This is a genomic window from Pseudomonas sp. MF6755 (assembly GCF_016405635.1).
Taxonomy (GTDB): domain Bacteria; phylum Pseudomonadota; class Gammaproteobacteria; order Pseudomonadales; family Pseudomonadaceae; genus Aquipseudomonas; species Aquipseudomonas haemolytica.
Genome location: NZ_JAEKDA010000025.1, coordinates 1 through 26,303, shown reverse-complemented (window position 1 = coordinate 26,303; position 26,303 = coordinate 1). Strand labels below are relative to the sequence as shown.

The following is a 26,303-nucleotide window of genomic DNA, read 5'->3' as shown; positions in this document are numbered from 1 at the left end:
TTATTCGCCCGCGGCGCCCGAAGCATCGGCACTGCTGCGTTTACGCTTGCTGGAGCTGCGGCGACGCTTTTTCGGCCCCTCACCAGCACTATCGCCTTTACTGCCCAGCTCGCGAATCATTTCGCGGCGCTGGCTGTCATTGGCGTCCTGGTAGTCGGTCCACCATTCACCCAGGCCATCGGTCTGTTCGCCGGCGCTTTCACGCAGCAGCAGGAAGTCGTAGCCGGCACGGAAGCGCGGGTTGTCCAGCAGCAGGTCGGCGCGTTTGCCGCTGCGGCGTGGCAGGCGCTCTTGCATGTCCCAGATCTCGCGGATCGGCATGGTGAAGCGTTTCGGGATGGCGATGCGTTGGCACTGCTCTGCGATCAGTTCGTGAGCGGCTTCCTGCATGGCCGGGATAGGCGGCATGCCACGGTCCTGCAGGCGCAGCACGCGCTTGGGCAGGGCTGGCCACAACAGGGCGGCAAACAGGAAAGCCGGGGTCACCGGTTTGTTCTGCTTGATGCGCAGGTCGGTGCTGACCAACGCTTCGCTGATCAGCGTATGGGTGTACGTCGGGTTGTATTCCAGGGCTTCGGCACTGGCCGGGAACAATGGATCGAACAACTGCAGGTCGACAAGCATTTCGAAGGTGTCGGCGGCATAGCCCGAGAGGAACAGCTTGAGCACTTCTTCGAAAAGGCGTGCCGAGGGAATTTCCCGCAGCATCGGTGCCAGCTCGCGAATCGGCGCAGCGGTGTGCTTCTCGATGCCGAAGTTGAGCTTGGCCGCGAACCGCACGGCGCGCAGCATGCGCACCGGGTCTTCCTGGTAGCGCTGCGTCGGGTCGCCGATCAGGCGGATCAGGTTATTGCGAATGTCGTGTACGCCATTGGCGTAATCGAGGATGCGCTCGCTGACCGGGTCGTAATACAGGGCATTGATGGTGAAGTCGCGGCGTTGCGCGTCCTCCTCCAGGGTGCCGTAGACGTTATCGCGCAGGATGCGCCCGCTCTCGTTGCGGGAAGACTGGTTGGTGTCTTCCTCTTCGTCGTTTTGCGGGTGACCGGCGCGGAAGGTCGCGACCTCGATGATTTCGCGACCAAAGTGAATGTGCACCAACTTGAAGCGCCGGCCGATGATACGTGCGTTACGGAACTCGGCGCGCACTTGTTCAGGCGTGGCGCTGGTGGCGACGTCGAAATCCTTGGGGGTTATGTTGAGCAGCATGTCACGTACGCAGCCACCCACCAGATAAGCCTGGTAGCCGGCGTTCTGCAAACGCTCGACGATGTTCACTGCATAACGGCTGAACTGAGCGCGTTGCAGCGAATGCTGGCTGCTATTGAGCACTTCAGGCGTGCTGCGTTTGTGTTGCGTTCGACGCAAGGGAGAACGGAATGACTGGAACAACTTCTTCAGCATGGGATGCACTGTTTGAAGGAATGTTCGGCCATAACGAAGAATGACCGCATGATGGGCCGGGATTCTAGCATTTAGTCAGGGGATGGTGTAGGAACAAGCTACAGGCATTGCGCCATAAGCCTCTGAACGTCAAATGCCGGAAACTACAAGGGGAGCCGAAGCTCCCCCAGAAGTAGTTGCGTGCTCTATTTTTATTATTGATGTCGGGCTTCTTGTTTTTGTTGATCGCCCTCGCCATGAAGCTTCACCTTCATGACACTCCCAATCGGGAGTCAAGAGCAAACGGATTGCTTTGGTCGCTGTGTTGCTGATCTACGATCCAACCAGTTCAGGCTCTGCCTTAGGGCAGTTTTTGTTGTTCTCGGCCTGGTTGCGGGGCAAGCCCCAAATGCAACGCCTCTCCAAAAGAATCAGTTAGCTGCGCCTCCGCCGTGTTGTTTTTGTTATGCGTGAGTCGATTCGTCTTATTTTTATTGTCTTGTACAAAGCTTGTTATTGTTTTTGTACTAAGCATATAGCAGGGTGCGTGCCAACTTTTGTGCCGGCCAGCAAAACCAGGGGGTAGAGGCGGTTTTGCAGTTTTTGGAGCCGAAAAAAAGCCGGGGCTTCGTTACCGTAAGCCCCGGCTTTTGTTACGTGAAAAGTCAGCGGTAACAGTTTTTTCACATCAGCGGGTGTTACCTGTGGGCGCGCGCGCTCAGCTTTCGCTGGCGACCCCGGTCTTGCGCCGTGGAATGCCCAGTCGCTGGCGACGCTCCCACAGACACTTGCGGCTCACGCCCAGCTTGCGTGCCAGCTCGGTCTCGGTCATATGGTCCTGATGCTCAAGGACGAAATGCTGGAAGTAGTCTTCCAGTGACAAATCTTCCGTCGGTTCATGGCTGGTATTGCTACCGCCGCCCTGTTGTGGGGCCAGGCCGATGAAATCGTCGTCTTCCAGGTCGCTGAGTTCGATATCGATACCTAGCAACTCAGCGGAAATTTCCGGGCTCTCCGACAGAATCACCGCACGCTCTACGGCGTTCTCCAGCTCCCGCACGTTACCCGGCCACGAGTAATGCCGGATTGCCTGCTCGGCGTCAGCGGCAAACTTCAGGTCGGTACGGTTGATGCGGGCACTCTGGCGCAACAGGAACGCACTGGCGATCTCGTTGACGTCGGCACCGCGCTCGCGCAGGGCTGGCAACTTGAGGGCGATCACGTGCAAGCGGTAATACAAGTCTTCACGGAACTGGCCGATCTTGGCCAGGCTCTTGAGGTCACGGTGCGTCGCAGCAATCAGTCGTACATCGACCTTTTGCGATTGCACCGAACCGACGCGGCGAATCTCGCCTTCCTGCAGCACGCGCAGCAAACGCGCCTGGGCTTCCAGGGGCAACTCGCCGATCTCATCGAGGAACAAGGTGCCGCCGTCAGCCGCTTCCACCAACCCCGCACGCCCGGCGCTGGCGCCAGTGAACGCGCCCTTCTCGTGGCCGAACAGTTCGGACTCGATCAGGGATTCCGGGATCGCCGCGCAGTTCACCGAGATCATCGGCGCCTTGGCACGTTTGGACAGGTTGTGCAGGGCGCGGGCCACTAATTCCTTGCCGGTTCCCGATTCGCCCTGGATCAATACATTGGAGTCGGTCGGCGCCACCTTGCGAATCTTGCTGTACAGGTCCTGCATCGGCGGGCAGGAGCCGATAATGCCGATTTCACCGTTACTGTTGTCGACACCTGGCTTCTCGCTACCAATGGTCTTGCCGGCGGGACGCTGTTCGGCAGGCGCGCTGCTGGCCGACTGACGGTCACGCAGGATGCGCGCCACGGCCTGGAGCATCTCATCGTGGTCGAAAGGCTTGGCGATGTAGTCCACCGCGCCCATCTTCATCGAGTCCACCGCCGAGCGCAGGCTGGCGTAGCTGGTCATGATCAGCACCGGAGTGCCTTGGCCCAGCTTGATCAGCTCGGTGCCCGGGGCTCCCGGCAGGCGCAGGTCGCTGACAATCAGGTCGAACGTGGGAATGCTGAATCGCTCTTGGGCTTCCTGCACCGAGCCGGCTTCGCTGACCTGGTACTGATTACGTTCAAGCAGGCGACGCAAGGCAGAGCGGATAATGGTTTCGTCTTCGACGATCAAAATGTGCGGCATTGATTCAATTCTCTCGACGGTCTCAGTTCACAGCGGACGTCGCTTCGACATGACGCGGCAAGGTCACCCGGATACGGGTGCCGCGTTGGCTTTCGGTGTCAGCCGGGCTGTCGATGGTGATTTGTCCATAATGCTCTTCAACGATGGAATAGACCAGTGCAAGGCCCAGACCGGTACCTTCACCGGGGTCCTTGGTGGTGAAGAAAGGTTCGAACAGTCGATCCATGATGTTCTGTGGAATGCCGCTGCCTTCGTCTTCCACGATCAGGTCGACCGTATGCTCGAAAGCCTCGCTCTTGACGCGTACAGCACTGCCGGCCGGGGACGCGTCGCGTGCGTTGGACAGCAGGTTGATCAGCACTTGGGCCAGGCGTTGCGAGTCGCCATCAACCCAATGTTCCGGATCACACAGATTGAAGAACTGTACTTCGAAATTGCGCCGGTTCAAGGCCAGCAGCCCAATGGCATCCTGCGCTACCTCGGCGAGGCACACCGCCTCGTCCTGATTCTGATGCGCGCCGGAGTGGGCGAAGCTCATCAGTGACTGCACGATGCGTGAGACACGCTTGGTTTGCTCGAGGATTTGTCCGCTGATTTCGGTGATTTCACCATCTTCTTCGCGCTCTTCTCGCAGGTTCTGCGCCAGGCAGGCGATACCGGTGATCGGGTTGCCAATTTCATGGGCCACGCCCGCCGCCAGGCGGCCGATACTGGCCAGTCGCTCGGAGTGCACCAGCTTGTCTTCGAGCATTTGCGTGTCGGTCAGGTCTTCCACCAGCAGCACCAGGCCGCTGTTACCGGGCGCCAGCGGTTCATCGATGGCGGCCTTGTGCAGGTTGAGCCAGCGGGTCTGGCCGTCGAGGGCCAGGTGCTGCTTGTGCAAGTGCTCGTCGGGCAAATTGATAAAACCCTGGAGCAGTTCTTTCCACGGATCGCCCAGGGTATTGAGGCGCGAGCCCACCACCCGTTGCGCGGCGATGCCGGTGAGTTCTTCCATGGCCTTGTTCCACATCAGGATTTCCTGATCCTTGGCCAGGGAACAGACGCCCATCGGCAGCTCTTGCAGGGTCTGGCGATGGTAACGGCGCAGGGCGTCGAGTTCGGCGGCCAGGCCGGTGAGGCGAGAGTGGTAATCCTCCAGCCGGCTTTCGATGAAATGGATGTCTTCGGTGACGTAGTTTTCGCCGCCCGCCTTGTAGGGCAGGAAGGTTTCCACCATGTCCTGGGACACGCTGGGGCCCATCAGCCCGGAGAGGTTGGCTTCGATGCGGTCGCGCAGACGGCGCAGGGCATAGGGGCGGCGCTCGTCAAATGGCAGATAGAGGTCACGCAGCGCTTGTTCGACTTCCTTTTGCGCCGCCTTCGCGCCCAGGGGCTTGGCCAACTGCGTGGCGAATTCCTGGGGCGAGGCCGCATGCAGCTCTCGGCGTTGCGGGCGGCGCACATTGTCGACTGCGCAGGCTTCGGCAGCGCTGGTTTCTTCGGGACTGGCGTTGGTGAACAGTGAGATCAGGGTGAACATCAGCACGTTGGCGGCCAGCGAGGCAATGGCTGCCATGTGCCAACTGGTGTCATCCAGCACGTAGATCATGTTCAGCAATGGGATGTAGAAGCCCTGCAAATTGCCGACCAGCGGTAGCAGCATGGTGACTACCCACACCATAATCCCCGCCAGTAGCCCGGCAATAAAGCCACGGCGATTGGCAGTCGGCCAGTACAGCACCGACAACACCCCCGGCAGGAACTGCAAGGTGGCGACAAACGCGACGATGCCGAGGTTGGCCAGGTCTTGGCCGGCGCCGAGCAGCAGGTAGAACCCGTAGCCGGCCATGATGATCGCGATGATCAGCGCACGGCGGGTCCATTTCAGCCAGCGGTAGATATTGCCTTCGGCCGGCGGCTGGTACAGCGGCAATACCAAGTGGTTGAGTGCCATGCCCGAGAGCGCCAGCGTCGTGACAATGATCAACCCGCTGGCTGCCGACAAACCGCCGACATACGCCAGCAGCGCCAGGGCCGGGCTGTTGGCGGCGATGCCGATGCCGAGCGTGAAGTACTCCGGGTTGGTGGTGGCCCCCAGTTTCAGGCCGGCCCACAGGATCAGCGGCACCGCCAGGCTCATCAGCAACAGGAACAGCGGCAAGCCCCAGCTGGCACTGACCAGCGAGCGTGGGTTGAGATTTTCGGTAAAGGTCATGTGGTACATGTGCGGCATCACGATCGCCGAAGCGAAGAACACCAGCAGCAGCGTACGCCACGGGCCTTCTTGCAACGGGGTGTGCAGGGCGGCGAGGGCAGTCTGGTTCTGCAGCAGCCACAGCTCCAGCTGTTGCGGGCCATCGAACACGCCGTAGAGCGCATAAAGGCCGACGCCGCCGATGGCGATCAGCTTGATCACGGACTCAAAGGCAATCGCGAACACCAGGCCTTCGTGTTTCTCACGGGTGGCGATATGACGCGAGCCGAAGAAAATCGTAAACAGGCTGATCAGTGCGCAGAAGGCCAGGGCGACGCGATGTTGCACGGGCTCGCGGGTCAGGATGCTGATGGAGTCGGCCACCGCCTGGATCTGCAGGGCCAACAACGGCAAAACGCCGATCAGCATGAAAATCGTGGTCAGCGCGCCGGCCCAAGTACTGCGGAAGCGAAAGGCAAACAGGTCCGCCAGGGACGAGAGCTGGTAGGTACGGGTGATTTTCAGGATCGGGTACAGCAACACCGGCGCTAGCAGGAATGCGCCGGACACGCCGAGGTAACTGGAGAGAAAGCCGTAGCCGTACTGATAGGCCAGGCCCACCGTACCGTAGAACGCCCAGGCACTGGCATACACGCCCAAGGACAAGGTGTAGGTCAGCGGATGGCGAATGATCGCCCGCGGAATCATTCCGCGCTCACTGATCCAGGCCACGCCGAACAACGCAGCCAGGTAGGCGGCGCTGATCAGCAGCATCTGGGTGAGGCTAAAGCTCATCGGCATCTTTTTGGCTCTGCAGGATGAAGGTCACGACGATCAGGATCAGCCACAGCAGATAAGGGCGGTACCAGGCGCCCGTGGCGTCGATCCACCAATCCATGATGGCGGGGGAAAACAGGTAGATCCCGACGACCAGCAGCAGGACCAATCGATAGATGTACATGTTGGCCTCTGATTAAAAATCTGCGGCGATGGTAACGGATGGCTGACAACCTGCAAGCGCCTTCAACGCAATTGCGCTTCGGCCAGCGTCAGTGTGCGCGGGATGCGGGTGGCGTCCCAGTGTGCAATGCCCCAATCCAGCAGTTCCCGTGGGCTGGCGTGAAGCAGTTCGTCGCCGGGCTGTTGGCCGAGGGCGCGCAGTGCCCGGTGCAGCAAAGGTGTGGCCTGGTCCGCTGCCAACGGTGGCGAACGGTAGGATTTACCCAGCTTGTTGCCGTCCGGCTGCACGATCAGCGGCACGTGCAGGTAACGTGGCTGGCGCAGGCCGAGCAGTTCTTGCAGGTACAGCTGGCGCGGCGTGGAGTCCAGCAGGTCGGCGCCGCGCACGATATCGGTAACCCCTTGCCAGGCGTCGTCGAGGACCACGGCCAGTTGGTAGGCGTAGAGGCCGTCGCGGCGCCGGATGATGAAGTCACCGCCATCGCGTCCCAGATGCTGTCGGAACTCGCCTTGTACGCGGTCGGTAAAGTGATATTCCAGCTCGGGTACACGCAGGCGGATGGCAGCATCTTGCTGATCGTGGCCGGCATTGCGGCATAAACCTGGGTAGATCCCGTTGTAAGGCTCCAGTTGCTTGCGCGAGCACGTGCAGGCGTAGGCCAGGCCGTGGTTGAACAGGTCATTCAGGACTTTGGTGTAGGCGTCATGCCGCTCGCTCTGTCGGACCAGTTCACCATCCCATTCAAAACCATAGCGTTCCAAGGCATGCAGGATTGCCGCCTGCGCGCCGGGCTCTTCACGGGGAGGGTCGAGGTCTTCCATGCGCATCAGCCAGCGGCCGTGGTGGGCGCGAGCATCAAGGTAGGAGGCGAGGGCGGCGACCAGGGAACCGAAGTGCAAATGGCCGCTGGGCGTGGGGGCGAAACGCCCGATATAGGTAGAGGCTGTCATGGGCCGGATACTACTGCAAAACCGGTAAACGCCAGAAACAAAAATGGGGCGTTTGCACGCCCCATTCGTTCAGTTCGGCAGGGTTACTTGCCGACCTGTTTTTCCTTGATTTCAGCCAAGGTCTTGCAGTCTACGCACAGGTCCGCGGTTGGGCGGGCTTCCAGGCGACGAATACCGATCTCGACGCCGCAGGATTCGCACCAGCCATACTCTTCGTCTTCGATCAGTTGCAGGGTCTTGTCGATCTTCTTGATCAGCTTGCGTTCGCGATCACGGGCGCGCAGTTCAAGGGCGAATTCCTCTTCCTGGCTGGCACGGTCTGCCGGGTCCGGGAAGTTGGCTGCCTCGTCCTTCATATGGTCAACCGTGCGGTCGACTTCCTGCATCAAGTCCTGCTTCCACTGCTTCAGGATTTTGGAGAAGTGCTCGCGCATGGGCTTGCCCATGTATTCCTCACCCTTCGATTCAACGTAGGGTTGGAAGCCGCTGATGCTCTGTTGCTTTGCTTGGGTGGACATGAATAGACCGCCTCTCACTCTTCTAATCCATTGCGCAGGATTGCAACGTCACCGACACCTGCCGGCCCTGCGGCTGCAAGCGGGCGAACTTACCAGATAGATTCAGGGTGCGCCACTCCCGGTTGTCGAGGTCCACGGCAAAGGGGTTGCAAACCGCAGCAGCCCGCCATGACTGGGTATGTATCGTCTCGAATGTTGATTTTAGTCGTTTTGCAAGCGCTTGCCGGGCTCATCTTGGATGGCCGAGCAGGCAATAGAGCATGTTTTACCGCGAGGGTTCGGTAGAATCCTGATTTTGTCCTCACCGTTAAGGAAGGCTAATGGCTCAGCCCTACAGTGCGCGCAGTCGCGCCATCGAACCATTTCATGTCATGGCGTTACTGGCACGGGCCAATGAGCTGCAAGCTGCCGGCCACGACGTGATCCACTTGGAAATCGGCGAGCCGGACTTCACCACGGCCGAACCGATCATCCAGGCCGGCCAGGCCGCGCTGGCCAACGGCAAGACCCGCTATACCGCCGCCCGAGGGTTGCCCGAACTGCGCGAGGCGATCAGTGGCTTTTACCAACAGCGCTATGGCCTCAGCGTCGATCCTGAGCGCATTCTGATCACTCCCGGCGGGTCCGGTGCGTTGCTATTGGCTAGCAGCTTATTGGTCGATCCCGGCAAGCACTGGCTGTTGGCGGATCCCGGCTATCCCTGTAATCGACATTTTCTGCGACTGGTAGAAGGAGCCGCTCAGTTGGTGCCCGTGGGGCCGGAAGTGCGCTACCAGTTGACCGCGGATCTAGTCGCCAGGCATTGGGACCAAGACAGTGTGGGCGCGTTGGTCGCGTCCCCGGCCAACCCTACAGGCACCATCCTGACGCGGGACGAACTGGCAGGGTTGTCCAGTGCAATCAAGGCGCGGAACGGTCACCTGGTGGTGGATGAGATCTATCACGGCCTTACGTACGGCACCGACGCCGCCAGCGTGCTGGAAGTCGACGATGACGCCTTTGTGCTGAATAGTTTTTCGAAGTATTTCGGCATGACCGGCTGGCGCCTGGGCTGGTTGGTCGCGCCTCCCGCTGCGGTCGGGGACTTGGAAAAGTTGGCGCAAAACCTCTACATCAGCGCGCCGAGCATGGCTCAGTACGCGGCGTTGGCCTGTTTCACCCCGCAGACCCTGAGCATTCTTGAAGAGCGCCGTGCCGAATTCGGTCGCCGTCGTGACTTCCTGCTGCCAGCTTTGCGCGAGCTGGGATTTGGCATCGCCGTAGAGCCGGAAGGAGCGTTCTACTTGTACGCCGATATCAGCGCGTTCGGCGGTGATGCCTTCGCGTTTTGCCGTCATTTCCTCGAGACAGAACACGTGGCCTTTACTCCTGGATTAGATTTCGGTCGTTATCAAGCCGGCCACCATGTGCGTTTTGCCTACACGCAAAACCTCGATCGGCTACAAGAGGCGGTGGAACGGATCGCCCGTGGCTTGCGGAGCTGGCAAGGCTGATGCGCTTTAATCCTCCCCTCGAAGAAGGGCGGCTGATCCGCCGCTACAAACGTTTTCTCACCGATATCGAAACCGTTACCGGCGAGTTGCTCACTATTCATTGCCCGAACACCGGTTCGATGCTCAATTGCATGGTCGAAGGTGGCCAGGTCTGGTTCAGCCGTTCCACAGACCCCAAGCGCAAATTGCCGGGCACATGGGAGATTGCTGAAACGCCGCAGGGGCGGCTGGCATGCGTTAACACCGCGCGCGCCAATCAGTTGGTCGAAGAAGCGCTACTGGCCGGAGTGATCACTGAACTCAACGGCTTTACCGCGTTGAAGCGTGAAGTGCCTTACGGTCAGGAGAAGAGCCGCATCGATTTTCGCCTGGATTATCCGCAGGGCGCAGCGTTTGTCGAAGTCAAAAGCGTCACCCTGGGCTTTGATGGCACCTCGGTGGCGGCTTTCCCCGATGCGGTGACGCAGCGCGGTGCCAAGCACTTGCGCGAGTTGGCTCACCTGGCTCGTGACGGCGTGCGTGCGGTGCAGTTGTATTGCGTGAATCTGTCGGGGGTCGATGCGGTGCGCCCAGCCGTGGAAATCGATGCCGGTTACGCCGCTGCACTGCGCGAGGCCAAGGCCGTGGGTGTCGAAGTGCTGGCGTACGGGGTGAGGGTCACGCCCGAGGAGATTTACATCGAGCGTCGCCTCGAGGTTCTGCTGGACGACTAGAGTTCCACCCACAAGCCCTGTTCGTCTTCTCGACCGGGCAGGGCGGTGAGGCTTTGGCCGGCGCACGGGCCAGCGATGCACTCGCCGCTTTCGATCAGGAACAGCGCGCCGTGGGTGGCGCATTGGATCAGGCTGGCGCTGGCGTCGAGGAAGCGGTCGGGCTGCCATTCCAGGGGAATACCGCGATGGGGACAGCGGTTGAGATAGAAGTAGGCAATGCCGTCCCGGCGCACAACCAACAGCTTACGGCCATCGATATCAAAACCGCGGCTGCTGTTGGGAGCGAGGTCGCCTGAGGCGCAGAGAAACTTCATTTCAATCCTTAAGTGCCTTGACGTTCAAATGCAAACAATTATCAAATGCCTGCTTCGCCCGTCAGCTGACTGGGTGCTCAATACGATGCCTGGCAGGGATTATCTGTCACATCGATGAGTGCTTGAGTGGCCCTGCCCTAGGAAGGAAACCCTGTTATGCGCCTGAGTACCAGCGCTATTGCGCTTGTTGCCTCACTGCTGGTCAACCACGGGGCACAAGCCTCTGAACTGCCACAACGCTGGGTCAGTGCCGGAGGGGCGCTATCGGAATGGGTGACGGCGCTGGGCGGTGAATCGAAATTGGTCGGGGTGGATACCACCAGTCAGCATCCCGAGTCGCTCAAGGCGTTGCCGAGCATTGGCTATCAACGGCAGCTATCGGCCGAAGGCATTCTCAGCCTGCAACCGCAAATCCTCGTGGGCACCGAGGAAATGGGACCGCCGCCGGTGCTGGCGCAGATTCGCAGTGCTGGCGTGCAGGTGGATATGTTCTCGGCCCAGCCAGATCTGCCGACCTTGAAAGACAACCTCCACCACCTGGGGAAGTTGCTCGGCAGTGAAGCCAAGGCCAACGCCTTGTTCGTCGGATACGAGCAGGCGCTTGAGCAGCAGAAGAGCTGGGTGGCCAAGGCCCAGGCCACGCAAAAGACGCCGGGTGTGTTGCTGCTGCTGGGCCATGCCGGTGGCAAGCCGTTGATTGCAGGCAAGGGCACGGCCGCCGACTGGCTGTTGCAGCAGGCCGGCGGGCGTAATCTGGCCACGCATACCGGCTATAAACCGTTTTCAGTGGAGTCGCTGGCAGGGTTGAGCCCTGATGTGCTGGTATTTGCCGATCGCGCGCTGACCGGTGATGCGGCGCGGGCGGCATTGTTCAAGCAAAACCCGATCCTCGCGTCTACACCTGCGGCCAAGACCGGTCGAGTGTTTGAGCTCGATCCGACCTTACTGGTAGGTGGCCTGGGACCGCGCTTGCCACAAAGCCTGGCGAAGTTGTCTGCGGGGTTTTATCCGTCCCAGGCTAAGCCTGCTCCATGACCACTCTGGTTAAGCCGAAAGCACTGTTTATCGGGCTGTCGTTGTTGTGCGTATTGGCGATTTGGCTCTCATTGGCCTTGGGCCCGGTCAGCCTGCCGTTGTTGGACACGCTCAGGGCCGCTTTAAGGCTGATGGGGGTGCCGATCGAGGCGGCGGGGTTGGAACAGGCTGAGTTGATCCTGGGGCAGATTCGCCTGCCACGCACCTTGCTGGGGCTGGCGGTCGGTGGTGTCCTTGCGTTGTCGGGCGTGGCGATGCAGGGGCTGTTTCGCAACCCGCTGGCTGATCCCGGGTTGGTGGGGGTGTCCAGCGGCGCTGCGTTGGGGGCAGCGGTGGCGATTGTCGGCGGTTCTTTTTTGGGCGGGCTGCCGGATGCGTTTGGGCCGTACCTGTTGTCGCTGTGTGCATTTCTCGGTGGCTTGGGGGTGACGGCGCTGGTCTATCGGCTGGGGCGTCGCAATGGCCAGACCAATGTCGCGACGATGCTGCTCGCGGGTATTGCCCTTACGGCGCTGGCCAGTTCGGCGGTCGGGCTGTTTACCTATTTGGCCGATGACGCCACTTTGCGCACCCTGACGTTCTGGAACCTGGGCAGCCTGAATGGTGCGAGCTATTCGCGGTTGTGGCCCTTGCTGCTGGTAAGTGCAGGCGTGGCGCTATGGTTGCCGCGCCGGGCCAAGGCGCTGAATGCGCTGTTGTTGGGAGAGTCGGAGGCCAATCATCTGGGCATCGATGTAGAGGGGCTCAAGCGTGAGTTGGTGTTCTGCACGGCCTTAGGCGTTGGTGCGGCGGTGGCGGCGGCAGGGATGATTGGCTTTGTCGGCTTGGTGGTGCCGCACTTGGTACGGCTGCTGGCGGGGCCGGATCATCGGGTGTTGTTGCCTGCCTCGGTGCTGGCGGGGGCGAGCTTGCTGTTGTTTGCAGACCTGGTGGCGCGCCTGGCGTTGGCGCCGGCGGAACTACCGATTGGCATTGTCACTGCGTTTATCGGTGCGCCATTTTTCCTCTATTTGCTACTGCGGGGTCGCGCCTGATGCTGCGAGTTGAAGCGTTGCAGATACGGCGCGGGCGTAAAACCGTGCTGGCCGATGTCACCCTGGACCTATTGCCGGGCGAAGTACTGGGCGTGCTGGGGCCCAACGGTGCTGGCAAGAGTACCTTGCTGGGAGCGCTGTGCGGGGAATTGCAGCCTGATCAGGGCAAGGTGTGGCTGGATCAGCAAGAGTTGAAAAGCCTGGGTGGCGCACAGCGTGCCAAGCGCTTGGCCGTGTTACCGCAAAGCTCAACCCTGGATTTTGCTTTTCGTGTCGAAGAGGTGGTGGGCATGGGGCGTTTGCCTCATCAGACCGGGCGAGTACGCGACGACGAAATCATCAACGCGGCACTGCAGGCGGCGGATGTCGGTCATTTAAGTGGGCGCAGTTACCTGGCCTTGTCGGGTGGCGAGCGCCAACGTGTGCACCTGGCGCGTGTATTGGCGCAGTTGTGGCCGGGTGAGACGGGGCAGACGTTGTTGTTGGATGAGCCGACGTCGATGCTCGATCCGCTGCACCAGCACACAACCTTGCAAGCTATTCGAAGCTTTGCCGATAGAGGCGCTGCGGTGCTGGTCATCCTGCATGACTTGAACCTGGCGGCGCGGTACTGCGACCGGATCCTGTTGCTGGAAGACGGGCGCCCGCATGCCTTGGATACACCCTCAAAGGTCCTGCGACCTGAACCGCTCAAGGCCGTCTTTGGCTTGGATGTACTGGTACAGCCGCATCCGGAGCGTGGGCACCCGCTGATCATTGCGCGCTGAGGTCGGTTATCTGCGGGCAAAAAAAGACCCGGCAAGAGCCGGGTCAAATAACCGTGATTAGCCTGATGAGGAGATAATCTGAGAGTCCGAACCAATGGTCTTTCAGTTATCGGCTGATCTCGCGACCAGTTGTGATAATCATAACGATTCTCATTTGAGAGTCAACATTTGTTTTTGCACGCTCATCCAGTTTTCTCAAACGCTCGTTTGTATTGCCCATATACGGGGGGTTAAGCGCCAATCTAATTTTTATGACTCGCTGACATAGCCTCCAGCTGACGGTTCAGTGCTTCCTTGCGCTCCGTGGGAATGTCGTTCCAGTGCACATCCATCAGTGCGCCTTCAATGGCATACAGCAGGACTTTCGATGCTCGGAAGCCGCGAGTTCGCACAGCCCGGTAAGCATCGACCGCTCCCAGGCGACGCAAGTCGGACGCGCTGTGGATGCCCACCGCATGCAGCCACTGCGCTGACGTCTTGCCAAGGTTTTTCAGGTGTTGCAGCTCATCGTTCATCAAGCCTCCTTGCGACGGCCGAATGGTGCGGTGGGTATCGTGACCAGGCAGCCTGAAAATGAGTGTAGCGCTCAGTAGGAAAAGCGTGGTTCTTTGGTCTGAGACGGGCGAAAAGCTTATAAGAGTGAGGTGATGGCTTTAGTGACAGGCAGGCGGGAAACGCCCGGCACTCTTAGGGCTTAGCCGGGGTTCTGGGCGTGGGGTTACTTGGTACGGTAGCGCAGGCGAGTGCCGAAATTGACTGACATCAGAATCTCGTCAGCCGTGAGCTCGGGCGGGAAATAAGTCCCCGAAATCTGCGCATGGGCCAGGCTGGCGCCTTCCAGCGAGCAGTCGCGTAAATCCAGGCCGCGCAGGTCGGCGGAACGGAAATAGGCGTCGGTGAAGTCAACACCGGCGGCGTTCAGGTCGCGCAGGTCCAGCCCTCGGAAGTCGCCACCGCGCATGTCGATGGTGCCGTCTTCAGGGCGTTCCTGATTGAAGCCGCGAATGTCGTCCTTGTGCAGGAGTGCGTAGAGCGGGGTATCGAGAAGCTTGGGCTGACTCATGATCGCGACTCCTGTTGAAATTATGACGCCATTATAGTGCCACTATTGCTGGGTCGCGCGCTGAAGTGGGCGACACGACCAAGAAATATTTCTTACAACCCCGGCAAAGCCTGGCGAATATGCCCGACTAACGCATCGAGGGTCCCGCTTTCATTGGTCTCGACACGCTTGCTCAGCAGCAGTTCTTGCGCTGTCAGTGGGTCACGACTGGCTTGCTGCTCTTCGATAACGGTCAGTGTTGCGTCGGAAGGATCGTTTTTATCCGCCTGACGCTGTGCAAGCCAGCTGGCAATAACGGCTTGAGGCGCGTTGCAGTCCAGGATCAGGAACGGCGCCCCGGTGGCTTCGGCGATTTGGGCTGCCGCGTCACGTTGAGCGCGTTTCAAGAAGGTGGCATCCAGCACCACCGGGTAACCGGCGCGTAGCACGGTGTCGGCAATTTCGTTCAGGCGAGCGTAGGTGGCAGCGCTGGCGTCATGACTGTAGATGCCGGCCTGTGGCGTGTTTTCTACCTGCTGCTCGCCGAACAGGCGCTTGCGCTCCACATCCGAACGCAGGCGCACGGCGCCCAGTGCTTCGACCAGACGCATGGAAACATGGCTTTTACCCACGGCTGAAACACCATGGGTGATTGCCAGGAAACGCGATGGGATGGTGCTGTAGCTTTCCGCCAGGTTGGCGTAGTTGCGGTACTGACGCAGGGTGGTGGCGCGTCGCACCGGGCTTGCTTCGCTCGGCATGCTGAACAGCGCAACTTTGGCGCGAACCAGCGCACGGTAGGCTTTATAGAAGTTCAGCACCTCCAGGCCCTGATAGTCGCCGGTCAGTTCCAGGTACTGGCTGATAAAACGCCGTGCCAGGCATTTCAGGCCGCGGTCCTCAAGGTCCATGGCCAGAAAGCCGGTATCTGCGTAAACATCGGTAAAGCGGAAAGGCTCGTTGAACTCGATGCAGTCGAAGATCACCACGTGGCCGTCAATCAGGGTGGCGTTGCCCAGGTGGATATCGCCGTGGCATTCACGGGTATAGCCATTGAGCTTGCGCTGTTCAAACAGAGGCTTGAGGCGTTCGAAGCTGCTTTGGGCCCAGGCTTGCAGGGCTTCCAGTTGAGTCAGGTCGGCCTTGTCGCTGAGGAACGGGCGGATCTGGTCGAAGTTCTGACGCACAGGGGCCATCACTTCTTCTGGCGTGCCGGCCGGGTGCTCTTGTGGGACTTTGGGGGCGGTGAGGTGGAAGTGCGCAATCTGCTTGGCCATCTCGTCGATGTGCGCGCTGGTCAACTCGCCGTTGGCTTGAAGGGTACTGAGCATCTGGCTTTGCGGGAACTGGCGCATTTTCAGTGCGTATTCGAGCACCGGGCCGTCACCACCCAATTGCGGCGCTTCGGCAGTGCCGGTAATCGGCAATACTTCAAGATACAAATCTTCGGTCAAGCGCTGGTTGAGGCGCAATTCTTCGCGGCAGAAGTGGCCGCGATCTTCCAGTTGGGTGAAGTCCAGAAACCCGAAGTTCATCGGTTTCTTCAATTTATAAGCGTAGGCGCCAGTCAGAATCACCCAGGAAATATGGGTCTCGATAACTTGAAACGCTTCAACCGGATGAGGGTACAAAGCCGGGTTTTGCAGGGCAGCGATCAGGGACTGGCTCACGGGCGATCCTTCAAAGTCGGGGAGAAATCATGGTGGCCATTATGGCTGCTGATGCCAGTCGTGCAAACCGCTGTCCGGCTCATGTTGATCATCAATAAAGTGCGTATAATCCGCCGCCATGACTCGAACCCGATCTCCCCGTTCCCGTAAAAAACCTCCTTCCCGCGGCCTGCGCCCCTGGCTGGGCTGGGCGCTCAAGCTTGGCCTGGTGGGCCTTGTGGTGATCGCCGGCTTTGCGGTGTACCTCGATGCCGTGGTGCAGGAAAAGTTCTCCGGCAAGCGCTGGACCATTCCGGCCAAGGTGTACGCCCGCCCGCTGGAACTGTTCTCCGGCCAGAAGCTGAGCAAGGAGGACTTTCTGACCGAGCTCGACGCACTGGGCTACCGCCGCGAACCCGTGAGCAATGGTCCGGGCGCTGCTGCTGTCAGCGGTAATACCGTCGACCTGAATACCCGTGGCTTCCAGTTCTACGAAGGCCTGGAAAAAGCCCAGCCGGTGCGTGTGCGTTTCTCCGGCGACTATGTGGCCGAGTTGTCGTCGCTCAATGGCTCCAAGCTGCCGGTGGTACGCCTGGAACCGTTGATGATCGGCGGTATCTACCCTAAGAACCTTGAAGATCGCATCCTGATCAAGCTCGATCAGGTGCCGCCGTACTTGCTGGAAACCCTGGTGGCTGTCGAAGACCGCGATTTCTACAGCCACTGGGGCGTCTCGCCGAAGTCGATTGCCCGCGCCGTTTGGGTCAACACCTCTGGCGGCAAGATGACCCAGGGCGGCAGTACGCTCACGCAGCAACTGGTCAAGAACTTCTACCTGACCAACGAACGTAGCCTGACCCGTAAACTCACCGAAGCCATGATGGCGATGTTGCTGGAGCTGCATTACAGCAAGCAGGAAATCCTCGAGGCGTACCTCAATGAGGTATTCGTCGGCCAGGATGGCCAGCGCGCGGTGCATGGTTTCGGCCTGGCGAGCCAGTTCTTCTTTGGGCAGCCGTTATCCGAGTTGAAGTTGCATCAAGTCGCGTTGCTGGTGGGGATGGTCAAGGGGCCGTCCTATTACAACCCGCGGCGCAACCCGGAGCGTGCGCTTGAGCGCCGCAACCTGGTACTGGATGTACTGGAGCAGCAGGGCGTTGCCACGGCCGAGCAGGTTGCCGCCGCGAAGAAGATGCCACTGGGCGTGACCACCCGCGGCAAGCTGGCGGATAGCTCATTCCCCGGCTTTATCGATCTGGTCAAGCGCCAGTTGCGTGAAGACTATCGCGACGAAGACTTGACCGAAGAGGGGCTGCGGATCTTCACCAGCTTCGATCCGATACTGCAGATGAAGGCGGAGGCGTCGGTCAACGACACCTTCAAGCGCCTGACCGGCCGTAAGGGCTCGGATGAGGTCGAAGCCGCGATGGTCGTGACCAACCCGGAAACTGGCGAAGTCCAGGCCATGATCGGCAGCCGCCAGGCCAGCTTCGCCGGGTTCAACCGCGCACTCGATGCCGTGCGGCCGATTGGCTCGCTGGTCAAGCCTGCGGTCTATCTGAGCGCATTGGAAAAACCCAGCAAGTACACACTGACCAGTTGGCTGTCGGATGACCCGCTGTCGGTCAAGGGCGCGAATGGCCAGGTGTGGACCCCCAAGAACTTCGACCGCCGCTCCCACGGTACCGTGTTCCTGTATCAGGGTCTGGCGCATTCCTACAACATCTCGACCTCGCGCCTGGGGCTTGAAGTGGGCGTACCTAATGTTCTGAAGACCTTGGCGCGACTGGGGATCGAGCGTGAGTTCCCGGCTTTCCCGTCCATGCTCCTGGGGGCTGCGGCCATGACTCCCATGGAAGTAGCCACCATGTACCAGACCCTGGCCAACGGTGGTTTCAATACGCCGATGCGCGGCATTCGCAGTGTGCTGACCGCCGAGGGCGAGCCGCTCAAGCGCTATCCGTTCCAGATCCAGCAGCGTTTTGACGCGGGGTCCATCTACCTGATCCAGAACGCCATGCAGCGTGTGATGCGTGAGGGCACAGGGCGTTCGGTCTATAGCGTGCTGCCGTCGAACCTGACCCTGGCGGGCAAGACTGGTACCAGTAACGACTCGCGCGACAGCTGGTTCGCGGGCTTCGGCCAGGATGTACTGGCCGTGGTGTGGCTGGGGCGCGACGACAACGGCAAGACGCCGTTTACCGGTGCAACCGGCGCGCTGCAGGTGTGGACCAGTTTCATGCGCAAGGCCGATCCATTGCCGCTCAACATGCCGCAGCCAGACAATATCGTGCAGGCCTGGATCGACCCGCACACGGGCCAAGGCTCTGATGCCAACTGTCCGGGCGCGGTACAGATGCCGTATATTCGCGGCAGCGAACCACCACCCGGCGCCGCATGCGGTGGCAGTGCTCCTGCTGACGCGGAATCGGTGATGGATTGGGTCAAGGGCTGGATGAATTAAGCAAAGAGGGTTTCAAGTGAACAAGTTGTGGATTCCAGCGATTACGGCTCTGGCTTTGCTCGGCGGTTGCTCCAGCGTGCAGCGCGGCTCTATTCCCGTGGTGGACTCAAGCACGTCCGTCTCCAATAACGACCGCATCTCGGCCAATGGTGGCTTCCGTCAGACCGTGGTCAAGCGGCCTGCCCAAGCTGCAACCCAGGCAATACCGCAGGATTCGGGCGTGGTAGTGATGGTGCCTGGCAGTGGTGCTGCGACCTCGGCGCCTATCAGTGCCGAGCCGTGGACTCCAGGCCCAAGCACTTCAGGCCCGGTGAACGCCACGCCGATTCAAACCGCGCCGGTCAACCAGGGCACCTACAATATGCCGTCGACGCCGAGCGGTATTCCGTCGGCGTCCAGCGCGGGTGGGCTGTCGGCTGACGAACAGCTGGACGGCCCGGTGCTGGCGCTGCTCACTACCGCTCAACAGCAGCAGTCGGGCGGCGACTTGAATGGCGCCTCGTCGAGCCTTGAACGTGCCCAGCGCGTGGCGCCTCGTGAGCCACAAGTGTTGTATCGCCTGGCTCAAGTGCGCATGGCCCAGGGCGATGCGCCCCAAGCGGAGCAATTCGCTCGCCGTGGCCTGACCCTGGCCAATGGTCGCCCGGACCTGCAAGCCAGCTTGTGGGCCTTGATCGGTGATGCGCGTGCCGCCCAGGGCGACGCCGCCGGTGCGGCCCAGGCACGGCAGAAAGCCAAGGTCAGCCTCTGATGGATGCGCGTTTTCCAGCGATTGCCGAACAGTTATTGCTGATTGAGCGCGAATTGCGCGTGCAGGGCTGGTGGGACGAAGTGTCCCCCAGCACTGAAGCGCTCAGCAGCCTCGAGCCCTTTTCAGTCGATACCCTGGACTTCCACCAGTGGCTGCAATGGATCTTCCTCGTGCGCATGAAGCAGATCCTGGAGCAGGACCTGCCATTGCCAAATGCGTCGGGGATTCTGGAAATGGCCGAGATGGTCTACGCCGACCGGCCATTGGAGAGCCTTGGCTTGCGTAACGCGCTGAAAAAGTTCGACCAATTGATCGCCGACGCTCGTTAATTGCCTGACTGTCGGGTTTTCCGGCAGTCTTGCGCACATTTCTACCGCTTGACGACATTCAGGCGAGTTTTATCCCTCCTCAAAGCCCTTTCTTCTACGTTCTCATGCGCTTAGTTGGAAAAAAGCGCAATTATTGCTTGACTTGAACGGCCTGAAACAGAAGAATCCAAAGTCCGCTGTATCGGGACTGCCAGAAGCAGGCCCGCTCAGCAGATCATGAGGCGCACATCCGCGCCGACCTGTAACACCCGCAACGCGTTACCTCGCGCTGGGTGGGAAAAGCCCGCAACACTTGGGACGATCCCAATACTTGCTCAGTCAGTGCTGACGTAGTCGGCGACCACCGTCGCTCATGCTCTGTTGAGAAGTAAACCTATTAAGACCCGTCGGTTTTTAACGGACGGTATTCTGGCGTTTTAGAGGTGAACAACGTGGAGCTTTTATCTGGCGGTGAGATGCTCGTCCGCTTTTTGCGTGACGAAGGCGTCGACTATATCTACGGGTACCCAGGTGGTGCTCTGCTGCATGTCTACGACGCACTGTTCAAGGAACCGGCTGTTACCCACATCCTGGTTCGCCACGAACAGGCCGCGACCCATATGGCTGACGGTTACGCCCGTGCCACCGGTAAAGCCGGCGTGGTACTGGTGACGTCCGGCCCAGGCGCAACCAATGCCATTACCGGCATCGCGACTGCTTATATGGACTCCATCCCGATGGTGATCATTTCCGGCCAGGTCGCCAGCACTATGGTCGGTACCGACGCGTTCCAGGAAACCGACATGATCGGTATTTCCCGCCCGATCGTGAAACACAGCTTCATGATCAAGCATGCGTCGGAAATCCCGGAAGTCATGAAAAAGGCGTTCTACCTCGCACAGTCCGGTCGTCCGGGCCCTGTGGTGGTCGATATCCCGAAAGACATGACCAACCCGGCTGAGAAATTCGAATACGTCTTCCCGAAGAAAGCCAAGCTGCGTTCCTACAGCCCGGCCGTCCGTGGGCACTCAGGGCAAATCCGCAAGGCGGCAGAAATGCTCCTGGCGGCCAAGCGTCCAGTGTTGTACTCCGGCGGTGGCGTGATTCTGGGCGGTGGTTCCGCACCACTGACCGAACTGGCCAAGCTGCTCAATCTGCCGGTGACCAACACCTTGATGGGGCTCGGCGCATTTCCGGGTTCGGATCGTCAGTTCGTCGGCATGCTCGGCATGCACGGCAGCTACACCGCCAACCTGACCATGCACCACGCCGACGTGATCCTGGCGGTGGGCGCACGGTTCGATGACCGTGTGATCAACGGCGCGAGCAAATTCTGCCCGAATGCCAAGATCATCCATATCGACATCGACCCGGCGTCTATCTCCAAGACCATCAAGGCCGATGTGCCGATCGTTGGGCCGGTGGAGAGCGTGTTAACCGAAATGGTTGCTGCGCTCAAGGACATTGGCGAGGCGCCGAACAAGGAATCCGTTGCCAGTTGGTGGAAGCAGATTGACGAATGGCGTGGTGATCGCGGCCTGTTCCCGTATGACAAGGGCGACGGCAGCATCATCAAGCCACAAACTGTGATCGAAACCCTGTGTGAGGTAACCAAGGGCGACGCCTTTGTGACCTCCGACGTGGGCCAGCACCAGATGTTCGCAGCGCAGTACTACAAGTTCGACAAGCCTAACCGCTGGATCAACTCCGGTGGCCTGGGCACGATGGGCTTTGGTTTCCCTGCGGCCATGGGCGTGAAGCTGAGCTTCCCGGATGCCGACGTGGCGTGCGTCACCGGTGAAGGCAGCATCCAGATGAACATCCAGGAACTGTCGACGTGCCTGCAGTACGGTCTTCCGGTCAAGATCGTCTGCTTGAACAACGGTGTACTGGGCATGGTTCGTCAGTGGCAGGACATGAGCTACGGTAGCCGTCACTCCCATTCCTACATGGAATCGTTGCCGGATTTCGTCAAGTTGGTTGAAGCCTATGGCCACGTCGGCATTCGCATCACCGATCTGAAAGATCTGAAGCCGAAGATGGAAGAGGCGTTCGCCATGAAGGATCGCCTGGTGTTCATCGATATTCAGGTGGACACCAGCGAGCACGTCTATCCGATGCAGATCAAAGACGGCTCTATGCGCGACATGTGGCTGAACAAGACGGAGCGTACTTAATCATGCGGCATATTATCTCCCTGCTTCTGGAGAACGAACCCGGCGCCCTGTCTCGTGTTGTCGGCCTGTTTTCGCAACGCAACTACAACATCGAAAGCCTGACCGTGGCTCCGACCGAAGACCCGACCCTGTCGCGCCTGACGTTGACCACCGTGGGGCACGATGAGGTGATCGAGCAGATCACCAAGAACCTCAACAAGCTGATCGAAGTGGTCAAGCTGGTCGACTTGTCGGAAAGTGCCCACATCGAGCGCGAGCTGATGCTGGTCAAGGTCAAGGCCACGGGTGCCCAACGTGCCGAGATCAAACGCACTACCGATATTTTTCGCGGGCAGATCGTCGATGTGAGCGCCAGCGTTTATACCGTTCAACTGACCGGTACAAGCGACAAGCTGGACAGCTTCATCCAGTCGATCGGGACGGCCTCGATTCTGGAAACGGTACGCAGTGGTGTCACCGGGATTGCCCGTGGCGACAAAGTACTCAGCATCTAACCCAAATTAGCGAATGGCCTTACGGCCTGGATATATAGAGGAACCTCATGAAAGTTTATTACGATAAAGATTGTGACCTGTCGATCATCCAGGGCAAGAAAGTCGCCATCATCGGCTACGGTTCCCAGGGTCACGCCCAAGCGTGCAACCTGAAAGACTCCGGCGTTGACGTCACTGTTGGTCTGCGTAAAGGCTCGGCCACCGTTGCCAAGGCTGAAGCCCATGGCCTGAAAGTGACCGACGTTGCTTCCGCCGTTGCAGCTGCCGACCTGGTCATGATCCTGACCCCGGACGAGTTCCAGTCCGCGCTGTACAAGAACGAAATCGAGCCGAACATCAAGAAAGGCGCCACCCTGGCCTTCTCCCACGGCTTCGCGATTCACTACAATCAGGTTGTGCCGCGCGCTGACCTCGACGTGATCATGATCGCGCCGAAAGCACCGGGCCACACCGTGCGCTCCGAGTTCGTCAAAGGCGGCGGTATCCCTGACCTGATCGCGATCTACCAGGACGCGTCGGGCAACGCCAAGAACGTTGCACTGTCCTACGCCGCTGGCGTTGGTGGCGGTCGTACCGGCATCATCGAAACCACCTTCAAGGACGAGACCGAAACCGACCTGTTCGGCGAGCAAGCCGTTCTGTGCGGCGGTACCGTTGAACTGGTCAAGGCCGGTTTCGAAACCCTGGTTGAAGCTGGCTATGCACCAGAAATGGCCTACTTCGAATGCCTGCACGAACTGAAGCTGATCGTTGACCTCATGTACGAAGGCGGTATCGCCAACATGAACTACTCGATCTCCAACAACGCCGAATACGGCGAGTACGTAACTGGCCCGGAAGTGATCAACGCCGAGTCCCGTCAGGCCATGCGCAACGCCCTGAAACGTATTCAGGACGGCGAATACGCCAAAATGTTTATCAGCGAAGGCGCTACCGGCTACCCTTCGATGACCGCCAAGCGTCGTAACAACGCCGCTCACGGTATCGAAGTCATCGGCGAGCAACTGCGCTCCATGATGCCGTGGATCGGTGCCAACAAGATCGTCGACAAAGCCAAGAACTAAGTCGTACGCACCAAGGGAAAACGCGGCTTAGGCCGCGTTTTTTCGTTTGAGGGGCTGGTTCTGGTATAAAGCTGCATCGTTTGCGGGCGAACACTCGCCGCAAGTATCTGTCGAATTTTTTTCACACCGTTGCAAGGTAAAGTCCATGAGCGAACGTCCCGAAGAGCCAAGCCAGGCTTCTGACGCCGATAGCCTGCTACCGATCGATGAACATGTCGAAGAAGGGCATGATGCGGAAGGTCGCAAGGTCCGGCATCGTGGCATCTATCTTCTGCCCAATCTGTTTACGACGGCGAACCTGTTTGCCGGCTTCTATTCCATCATCAACTCCATGAGTGCCCAGAGCGCGTTGGCGGCGGGTGATGCGGTGAGTGCCAGCAAATACTTTGGTTTTGCTGCCATCGCAATCTTCGTGGCCATGGTGCTTGATGGCCTGGATGGTCGCGTGGCGCGGATGACCAATACCCAGAGTGCATTCGGCGCCGAGTACGACTCGCTGTCGGACATGGTTGCCTTTGGTGTCGCACCCGCACTGCTGGCGTTTGCCTGGGCATTGGGCGATATGGGCAAGGTCGGCTGGATGGTTGCCTTCATCTATGTCGCGGGCGCCGCATTGCGTCTGGCGCGCTTCAATACCCAAGTGGGGACTGCCGACAAGCGCTACTTCATTGGTCTGGCCAGCCCGGCAGCAGCGGGTGTGGTGGCCGGTATTGTGTGGGCGTTCAGTGACTACGGTATCCAGGGGTCGAAGATGTCGTTCCTGGTTGCCTTGATGGTCGCGGCGGCCGGCATGCTGATGGTCAGCAATATCAAGTACAACAGCTTCAAGGAGTTTGACCTCAAGGGGCGCGTGCCTTTCGTGGCGATCCTTGTGGTAGTGCTGGTGTTCGCAGTGGTGTTCAGCGATCCGCCACGTATTCTGCTGCTGGCGTTCCTGGCCTATGCCGCTTCGGGGCCGATTCAGTACTTGCTGCATCTGCGTCGGGACAAAACATTGTCTTAATGTAATTTCCCCCATACTCCGCAGTCTATTGGTGCATCAGTTCTCCAATGCTGCGGAGTTGCCATGTTAATCAAATTACCCAAAGCATCCGATTGCCATGAATCGGATGTCACGCCTGAATCCCTTTACTTCTCTCGTCGCAGTTTGCTCGGCGGTGCGCTTGCCGGTATTGCTGCCAGCAGCTTGCCGCGTTGGGCCACTGCAGGCGATGCGTCGCGTTATGCCGATGTCGAGCCGGGCAGGGCGCCCAATTGGTTCGCCGAGAAGCTTCCAGGTACGAAATGGCAAGCGGTGACGGTCAAAGACGAGGCCATTACGCCGTTCAAGGACGCAACCCACTACAACAACTTCTATGAGTTTGGCACAGGCAAGGGTGATCCGGCGGCAAACGCAGGCTCGCTCAAGACTGAGCCTTGGAGTGTGGTGATTGATGGTGAGGTGGCAAAGCCTGGGCGATACGCCTTGGAAGACTTCATGAAGCCCTATGAATTGGAAGAGCGGATCTATCGCCTGCGTTGCGTCGAAGCCTGGTCGATGGTTATCCCATGGATCGGCTTCCCTATCTCGGCCCTGCTCAAGCAAGTTGAGCCGACGTCCAAAGCGAAGTACATCCGTTTTGAAACCCTTCAGGATCCTAAGAGCATGCCGGGGCAGCGCTCAAGTTTCGGCTTGATCGACTGGCCTTATGTAGAAGGGCTGCGCCTGGATGAGGCGATGAACCCACTGGCGATCCTGGCCGTGGGTATGTATGGGCGGGAATTGCCTAACCAGAATGGAGCACCACTGCGCCTCGTCGTTCCGTGGAAGTATGGCTTCAAGAGTGTGAAATCCATCGTACGGATCAGTCTTGTCAGCGACCAGCCGAAAACCACCTGGCAAAGCATCGCGGCCGATGAGTATGGGTTCTATGCGAATGTAAACCCTACGGTTGACCATCCGCGGTGGACCCAGGCGCGGGAGCGGCGTCTACCCAGTGGCCTGTTCAGCCCTAACGTGCGCGAGACGCAGATGTTCAATGGTTACTCGGATGAGGTTGCTTCTTTATATACAGGCCTCGACCTGCGGAACAACTACTGATGCGCTATCCGATCTGGCGCATCGGCGTCTTTATAGCTGCGGCAGTGTGGCCATTGCTCTGGCTCTATGAGGCATGGAGTTTTGCACTGGGACCTGACCCAGGAAAAGTGTTGGTCGATCGCCTGGGTCTAGGTACGTTGATCCTGCTGCTGGTAACGCTAGGGATGACGCCGCTGCAGAAGTTGAGTGGTTGGGCGGGGTGGATAGCGGTGCGTCGACAGTTGGGGTTGTGGTGCTTTGCTTATGTTGTGCTGCACTTGGCGGCTTATTGTGTGTTTGTCCTGGGGCTGGATTGGTCGCAGCTCGGTGTGGAGTTGCGCAAGCGGCCCTATATAATTGTCGGTACGCTGGGGTTTCTTTCTCTCTTGGTGTTGGCCGTCACCTCGAATCGCTATAGCCAGCGTCGGTTGGGCAGTCGCTGGAAGAAATTGCATCGTTTGGTCTATGTGATCCTTGGGCTCGGATTGCTGCACATGTTGTGGATAGTCCGGGCTGATCTGAAAGAGTGGGCTATCTACGCTTCTATAGGTGCGCTGCTCCTGGTGCTGCGGATACCACCCGTGATGCGTCGAATTCCTCGCCTTATTGCTAAAAAAACGCTTTCTGCAACAAAAGTGTAATTAACCCTTGACGGCAGATTCTGGAGGCCTATAATTCGCCCCACTTCCGGCGCAGTCGAAACGGAAAACTCCTTGGTAAACAATGAGTTATGAGGTTTTCGGCAGCAAGTGCTTCAGTTCATCGAAGCCGAAAGGAAGTTGAAAAAGAGGTGTTG

24 protein-coding genes are annotated in these 26,303 nt (G+C 59.4%); 14 read left to right on the top strand and 10 right to left on the bottom strand.

The window, feature by feature from the left end; genetic code table 11:
- From JFT66_RS26710 to dksA, 6 genes are all read right to left on the bottom strand, one after another.
- Positions 1-1,404, bottom strand: coding sequence for a polynucleotide adenylyltransferase PcnB (locus tag JFT66_RS26710; RefSeq protein WP_153839895.1), 1,404 nt, complete (start codon positions 1,402-1,404; stop codon positions 1-3).
- Between the two features lie 697 nt (positions 1,405-2,101).
- Positions 2,102-3,538 (bottom strand): sigma-54-dependent transcriptional regulator, encoded by a 1,437-nt coding sequence (locus tag JFT66_RS26705; protein ID WP_034117865.1) that lies wholly within the window; start codon positions 3,536-3,538, stop codon positions 2,102-2,104.
- A gap of 22 nt (positions 3,539-3,560) precedes the next feature.
- Entirely contained in the window at positions 3,561-6,515 is a 2,955-nt protein-coding gene (locus tag JFT66_RS26700; protein WP_162524998.1) for a sensor histidine kinase, read from the bottom strand.
- The gene (locus tag JFT66_RS26695) at positions 6,499-6,675 is read right to left on the bottom strand and encodes a hypothetical protein (RefSeq protein WP_003176118.1); all 177 of its coding nucleotides are present in this window, start codon (positions 6,673-6,675) and stop codon (positions 6,499-6,501) included. Before JFT66_RS26695 ends, JFT66_RS26700 begins: the two co-directional genes overlap by 17 nt.
- Before the next feature lie 62 nt (positions 6,676-6,737).
- Complete coding sequence (gene gluQRS / locus JFT66_RS26690; protein WP_034117867.1) at positions 6,738-7,625, bottom strand: tRNA glutamyl-Q(34) synthetase GluQRS; 888 nt, start codon at positions 7,623-7,625, stop codon at positions 6,738-6,740.
- A gap of 83 nt (positions 7,626-7,708) precedes the next feature.
- Positions 7,709-8,143: an RNA polymerase-binding protein DksA gene (gene dksA / locus JFT66_RS26685; protein ID WP_005791430.1), complete on the bottom strand. Its 435-nt coding sequence runs from the start codon at positions 8,141-8,143 to the stop codon at positions 7,709-7,711.
- 320 nt (positions 8,144-8,463) lie between these two features.
- On the opposite strand from dksA, the gene JFT66_RS26680 reads away from it, so the two are divergent.
- Both JFT66_RS26680 and sfsA read left to right on the top strand, forming a co-directional pair.
- Positions 8,464-9,636 (top strand): pyridoxal phosphate-dependent aminotransferase, encoded by a 1,173-nt coding sequence (locus JFT66_RS26680; RefSeq protein ID WP_153872637.1) that lies wholly within the window; start codon positions 8,464-8,466, stop codon positions 9,634-9,636.
- Complete coding sequence (gene sfsA, locus JFT66_RS26675) at positions 9,636-10,349, top strand: DNA/RNA nuclease SfsA (protein WP_153839898.1); 714 nt, start codon at positions 9,636-9,638, stop codon at positions 10,347-10,349. Before JFT66_RS26680 ends, sfsA begins: the two co-directional genes overlap by 1 nt.
- On the opposite strand, the gene JFT66_RS26670 is transcribed toward sfsA, so the two are convergent.
- On the bottom strand, positions 10,346-10,663 hold the full coding sequence (locus JFT66_RS26670; RefSeq protein ID WP_034117870.1) for a Rieske (2Fe-2S) protein: 318 nt from the start codon (positions 10,661-10,663) through the stop codon (positions 10,346-10,348). The two genes, sfsA and JFT66_RS26670, sit on opposite strands and share 4 nt — an antisense overlap.
- Positions 10,664-10,819: 156 nt before the next feature.
- On the opposite strand from JFT66_RS26670, the gene JFT66_RS26665 reads away from it, so the two are divergent.
- From JFT66_RS26665 to JFT66_RS26655, 3 genes are read left to right on the top strand one after another with little or no spacing between them, the layout of a single operon-like run.
- The gene (locus tag JFT66_RS26665) at positions 10,820-11,698 is read left to right on the top strand and encodes a heme/hemin ABC transporter substrate-binding protein (RefSeq protein ID WP_034117871.1); all 879 of its coding nucleotides are present in this window, start codon (positions 10,820-10,822) and stop codon (positions 11,696-11,698) included.
- On the top strand, positions 11,695-12,732 hold the full coding sequence (locus JFT66_RS26660) for a FecCD family ABC transporter permease (RefSeq protein WP_034117872.1): 1,038 nt from the start codon (positions 11,695-11,697) through the stop codon (positions 12,730-12,732). Before JFT66_RS26665 ends, JFT66_RS26660 begins: the two co-directional genes overlap by 4 nt.
- Positions 12,732-13,499 (top strand): heme ABC transporter ATP-binding protein, encoded by a 768-nt coding sequence (locus JFT66_RS26655; protein ID WP_198860469.1) that lies wholly within the window; start codon positions 12,732-12,734, stop codon positions 13,497-13,499. Before JFT66_RS26660 ends, JFT66_RS26655 begins: the two co-directional genes overlap by 1 nt.
- 242 nt (positions 13,500-13,741) lie before the next feature.
- Here the strand turns inward: JFT66_RS26655 and JFT66_RS26650 are convergent, their stop codons facing one another.
- From JFT66_RS26650 to JFT66_RS26640, 3 genes are all read right to left on the bottom strand, one after another.
- Positions 13,742-14,014 (bottom strand): TfoX/Sxy family protein, encoded by a 273-nt coding sequence (locus JFT66_RS26650; RefSeq protein ID WP_034117874.1) that lies wholly within the window; start codon positions 14,012-14,014, stop codon positions 13,742-13,744.
- A 203-nt stretch (positions 14,015-14,217) separates the two neighbouring features.
- Complete coding sequence (locus tag JFT66_RS26645; RefSeq protein ID WP_034117875.1) at positions 14,218-14,562, bottom strand: pentapeptide repeat-containing protein; 345 nt, start codon at positions 14,560-14,562, stop codon at positions 14,218-14,220.
- Positions 14,563-14,654: 92 nt separating this feature from the next.
- A complete protein-coding gene (locus JFT66_RS26640; protein ID WP_198860468.1) occupies positions 14,655-16,211 on the bottom strand; it encodes a bifunctional aminoglycoside phosphotransferase/ATP-binding protein in 1,557 nt (518 codons plus the stop codon).
- A gap of 118 nt (positions 16,212-16,329) precedes the next feature.
- On the opposite strand from JFT66_RS26640, the gene mrcB reads away from it, so the two are divergent.
- The 9 genes from mrcB (at position 16,330) to msrQ (ending at position 26,148) form a co-directional block, all read left to right on the top strand.
- Complete coding sequence (mrcB, locus tag JFT66_RS26635; protein ID WP_034117877.1) at positions 16,330-18,654, top strand: penicillin-binding protein 1B; 2,325 nt, start codon at positions 16,330-16,332, stop codon at positions 18,652-18,654.
- A 16-nt stretch (positions 18,655-18,670) separates the two neighbouring features.
- Positions 18,671-19,405, top strand: coding sequence for a tetratricopeptide repeat protein (locus JFT66_RS26630; protein ID WP_034117878.1), 735 nt, complete (start codon positions 18,671-18,673; stop codon positions 19,403-19,405).
- A complete protein-coding gene (locus JFT66_RS26625) occupies positions 19,405-19,734 on the top strand; it encodes a YqcC family protein (protein WP_198860467.1) in 330 nt (109 codons plus the stop codon). Before JFT66_RS26630 ends, JFT66_RS26625 begins: the two co-directional genes overlap by 1 nt.
- A gap of 431 nt (positions 19,735-20,165) precedes the next feature.
- Positions 20,166-21,890, top strand: coding sequence for an acetolactate synthase 3 large subunit (locus JFT66_RS26620; protein WP_034117934.1), 1,725 nt, complete (start codon positions 20,166-20,168; stop codon positions 21,888-21,890).
- A 2-nt stretch (positions 21,891-21,892) separates the two neighbouring features.
- Positions 21,893-22,384: an acetolactate synthase small subunit gene (gene ilvN / locus JFT66_RS26615; protein WP_019410366.1), complete on the top strand. Its 492-nt coding sequence runs from the start codon at positions 21,893-21,895 to the stop codon at positions 22,382-22,384.
- A 47-nt stretch (positions 22,385-22,431) separates the two neighbouring features.
- Positions 22,432-23,448, top strand: a complete 1,017-nt coding sequence (ilvC, locus tag JFT66_RS26610; RefSeq protein ID WP_003176099.1) for a ketol-acid reductoisomerase — start codon at positions 22,432-22,434, stop codon at positions 23,446-23,448.
- Between the two features lie 145 nt (positions 23,449-23,593).
- Positions 23,594-24,451 (top strand): CDP-diacylglycerol--serine O-phosphatidyltransferase, encoded by an 858-nt coding sequence (gene pssA / locus JFT66_RS26605; protein WP_034117880.1) that lies wholly within the window; start codon positions 23,594-23,596, stop codon positions 24,449-24,451.
- Positions 24,452-24,514: 63 nt separating this feature from the next.
- Positions 24,515-25,528: a protein-methionine-sulfoxide reductase catalytic subunit MsrP gene (gene msrP / locus JFT66_RS26600; protein WP_198860466.1), complete on the top strand. Its 1,014-nt coding sequence runs from the start codon at positions 24,515-24,517 to the stop codon at positions 25,526-25,528.
- A complete protein-coding gene (gene msrQ / locus JFT66_RS26595; protein ID WP_153839904.1) occupies positions 25,528-26,148 on the top strand; it encodes a protein-methionine-sulfoxide reductase heme-binding subunit MsrQ in 621 nt (206 codons plus the stop codon). Before msrP ends, msrQ begins: the two co-directional genes overlap by 1 nt.
- The last annotated feature ends 155 nt before the right edge of the window (positions 26,149-26,303 follow it).

Coding starts and splice junctions, on each gene's coding strand:
- ilvC (WP_003176099.1), top strand. CDS start 22,432: ATGAAAGTTTATTACGATAAAGATTGTGACCTGTCGATCATCCAGGGC.
- JFT66_RS26670 (WP_034117870.1), bottom strand. CDS start 10,663: ATGAAGTTTCTCTGCGCCTCAGGCGACCTCGCTCCCAACAGCAGCCGC.
- JFT66_RS26710 (WP_153839895.1), bottom strand. CDS start 1,404: ATGCTGAAGAAGTTGTTCCAGTCATTCCGTTCTCCCTTGCGTCGAACG.
- JFT66_RS26665 (WP_034117871.1), top strand. CDS start 10,820: ATGCGCCTGAGTACCAGCGCTATTGCGCTTGTTGCCTCACTGCTGGTC.
- dksA (WP_005791430.1), bottom strand. CDS start 8,143: ATGTCCACCCAAGCAAAGCAACAGAGCATCAGCGGCTTCCAACCCTAC.
- sfsA (WP_153839898.1), top strand. CDS start 9,636: ATGCGCTTTAATCCTCCCCTCGAAGAAGGGCGGCTGATCCGCCGCTAC.
- JFT66_RS26705 (WP_034117865.1), bottom strand. CDS start 3,538: ATGCCGCACATTTTGATCGTCGAAGACGAAACCATTATCCGCTCTGCC.
- JFT66_RS26695 (WP_003176118.1), bottom strand. CDS start 6,675: ATGTACATCTATCGATTGGTCCTGCTGCTGGTCGTCGGGATCTACCTG.
- JFT66_RS26650 (WP_034117874.1), bottom strand. CDS start 14,014: ATGAACGATGAGCTGCAACACCTGAAAAACCTTGGCAAGACGTCAGCG.
- msrQ (WP_153839904.1), top strand. CDS start 25,528: ATGCGCTATCCGATCTGGCGCATCGGCGTCTTTATAGCTGCGGCAGTG.
- JFT66_RS26625 (WP_198860467.1), top strand. CDS start 19,405: ATGGATGCGCGTTTTCCAGCGATTGCCGAACAGTTATTGCTGATTGAG.
- JFT66_RS26680 (WP_153872637.1), top strand. CDS start 8,464: ATGGCTCAGCCCTACAGTGCGCGCAGTCGCGCCATCGAACCATTTCAT.
- JFT66_RS26645 (WP_034117875.1), bottom strand. CDS start 14,562: ATGAGTCAGCCCAAGCTTCTCGATACCCCGCTCTACGCACTCCTGCAC.
- msrP (WP_198860466.1), top strand. CDS start 24,515: ATGTTAATCAAATTACCCAAAGCATCCGATTGCCATGAATCGGATGTC.
- ilvN (WP_019410366.1), top strand. CDS start 21,893: ATGCGGCATATTATCTCCCTGCTTCTGGAGAACGAACCCGGCGCCCTG.
- JFT66_RS26700 (WP_162524998.1), bottom strand. CDS start 6,515: ATGCCGATGAGCTTTAGCCTCACCCAGATGCTGCTGATCAGCGCCGCC.
- mrcB (WP_034117877.1), top strand. CDS start 16,330: ATGACTCGAACCCGATCTCCCCGTTCCCGTAAAAAACCTCCTTCCCGC.
- gluQRS (WP_034117867.1), bottom strand. CDS start 7,625: ATGACAGCCTCTACCTATATCGGGCGTTTCGCCCCCACGCCCAGCGGC.
- JFT66_RS26660 (WP_034117872.1), top strand. CDS start 11,695: ATGACCACTCTGGTTAAGCCGAAAGCACTGTTTATCGGGCTGTCGTTG.
- pssA (WP_034117880.1), top strand. CDS start 23,594: ATGAGCGAACGTCCCGAAGAGCCAAGCCAGGCTTCTGACGCCGATAGC.
- JFT66_RS26655 (WP_198860469.1), top strand. CDS start 12,732: ATGCTGCGAGTTGAAGCGTTGCAGATACGGCGCGGGCGTAAAACCGTG.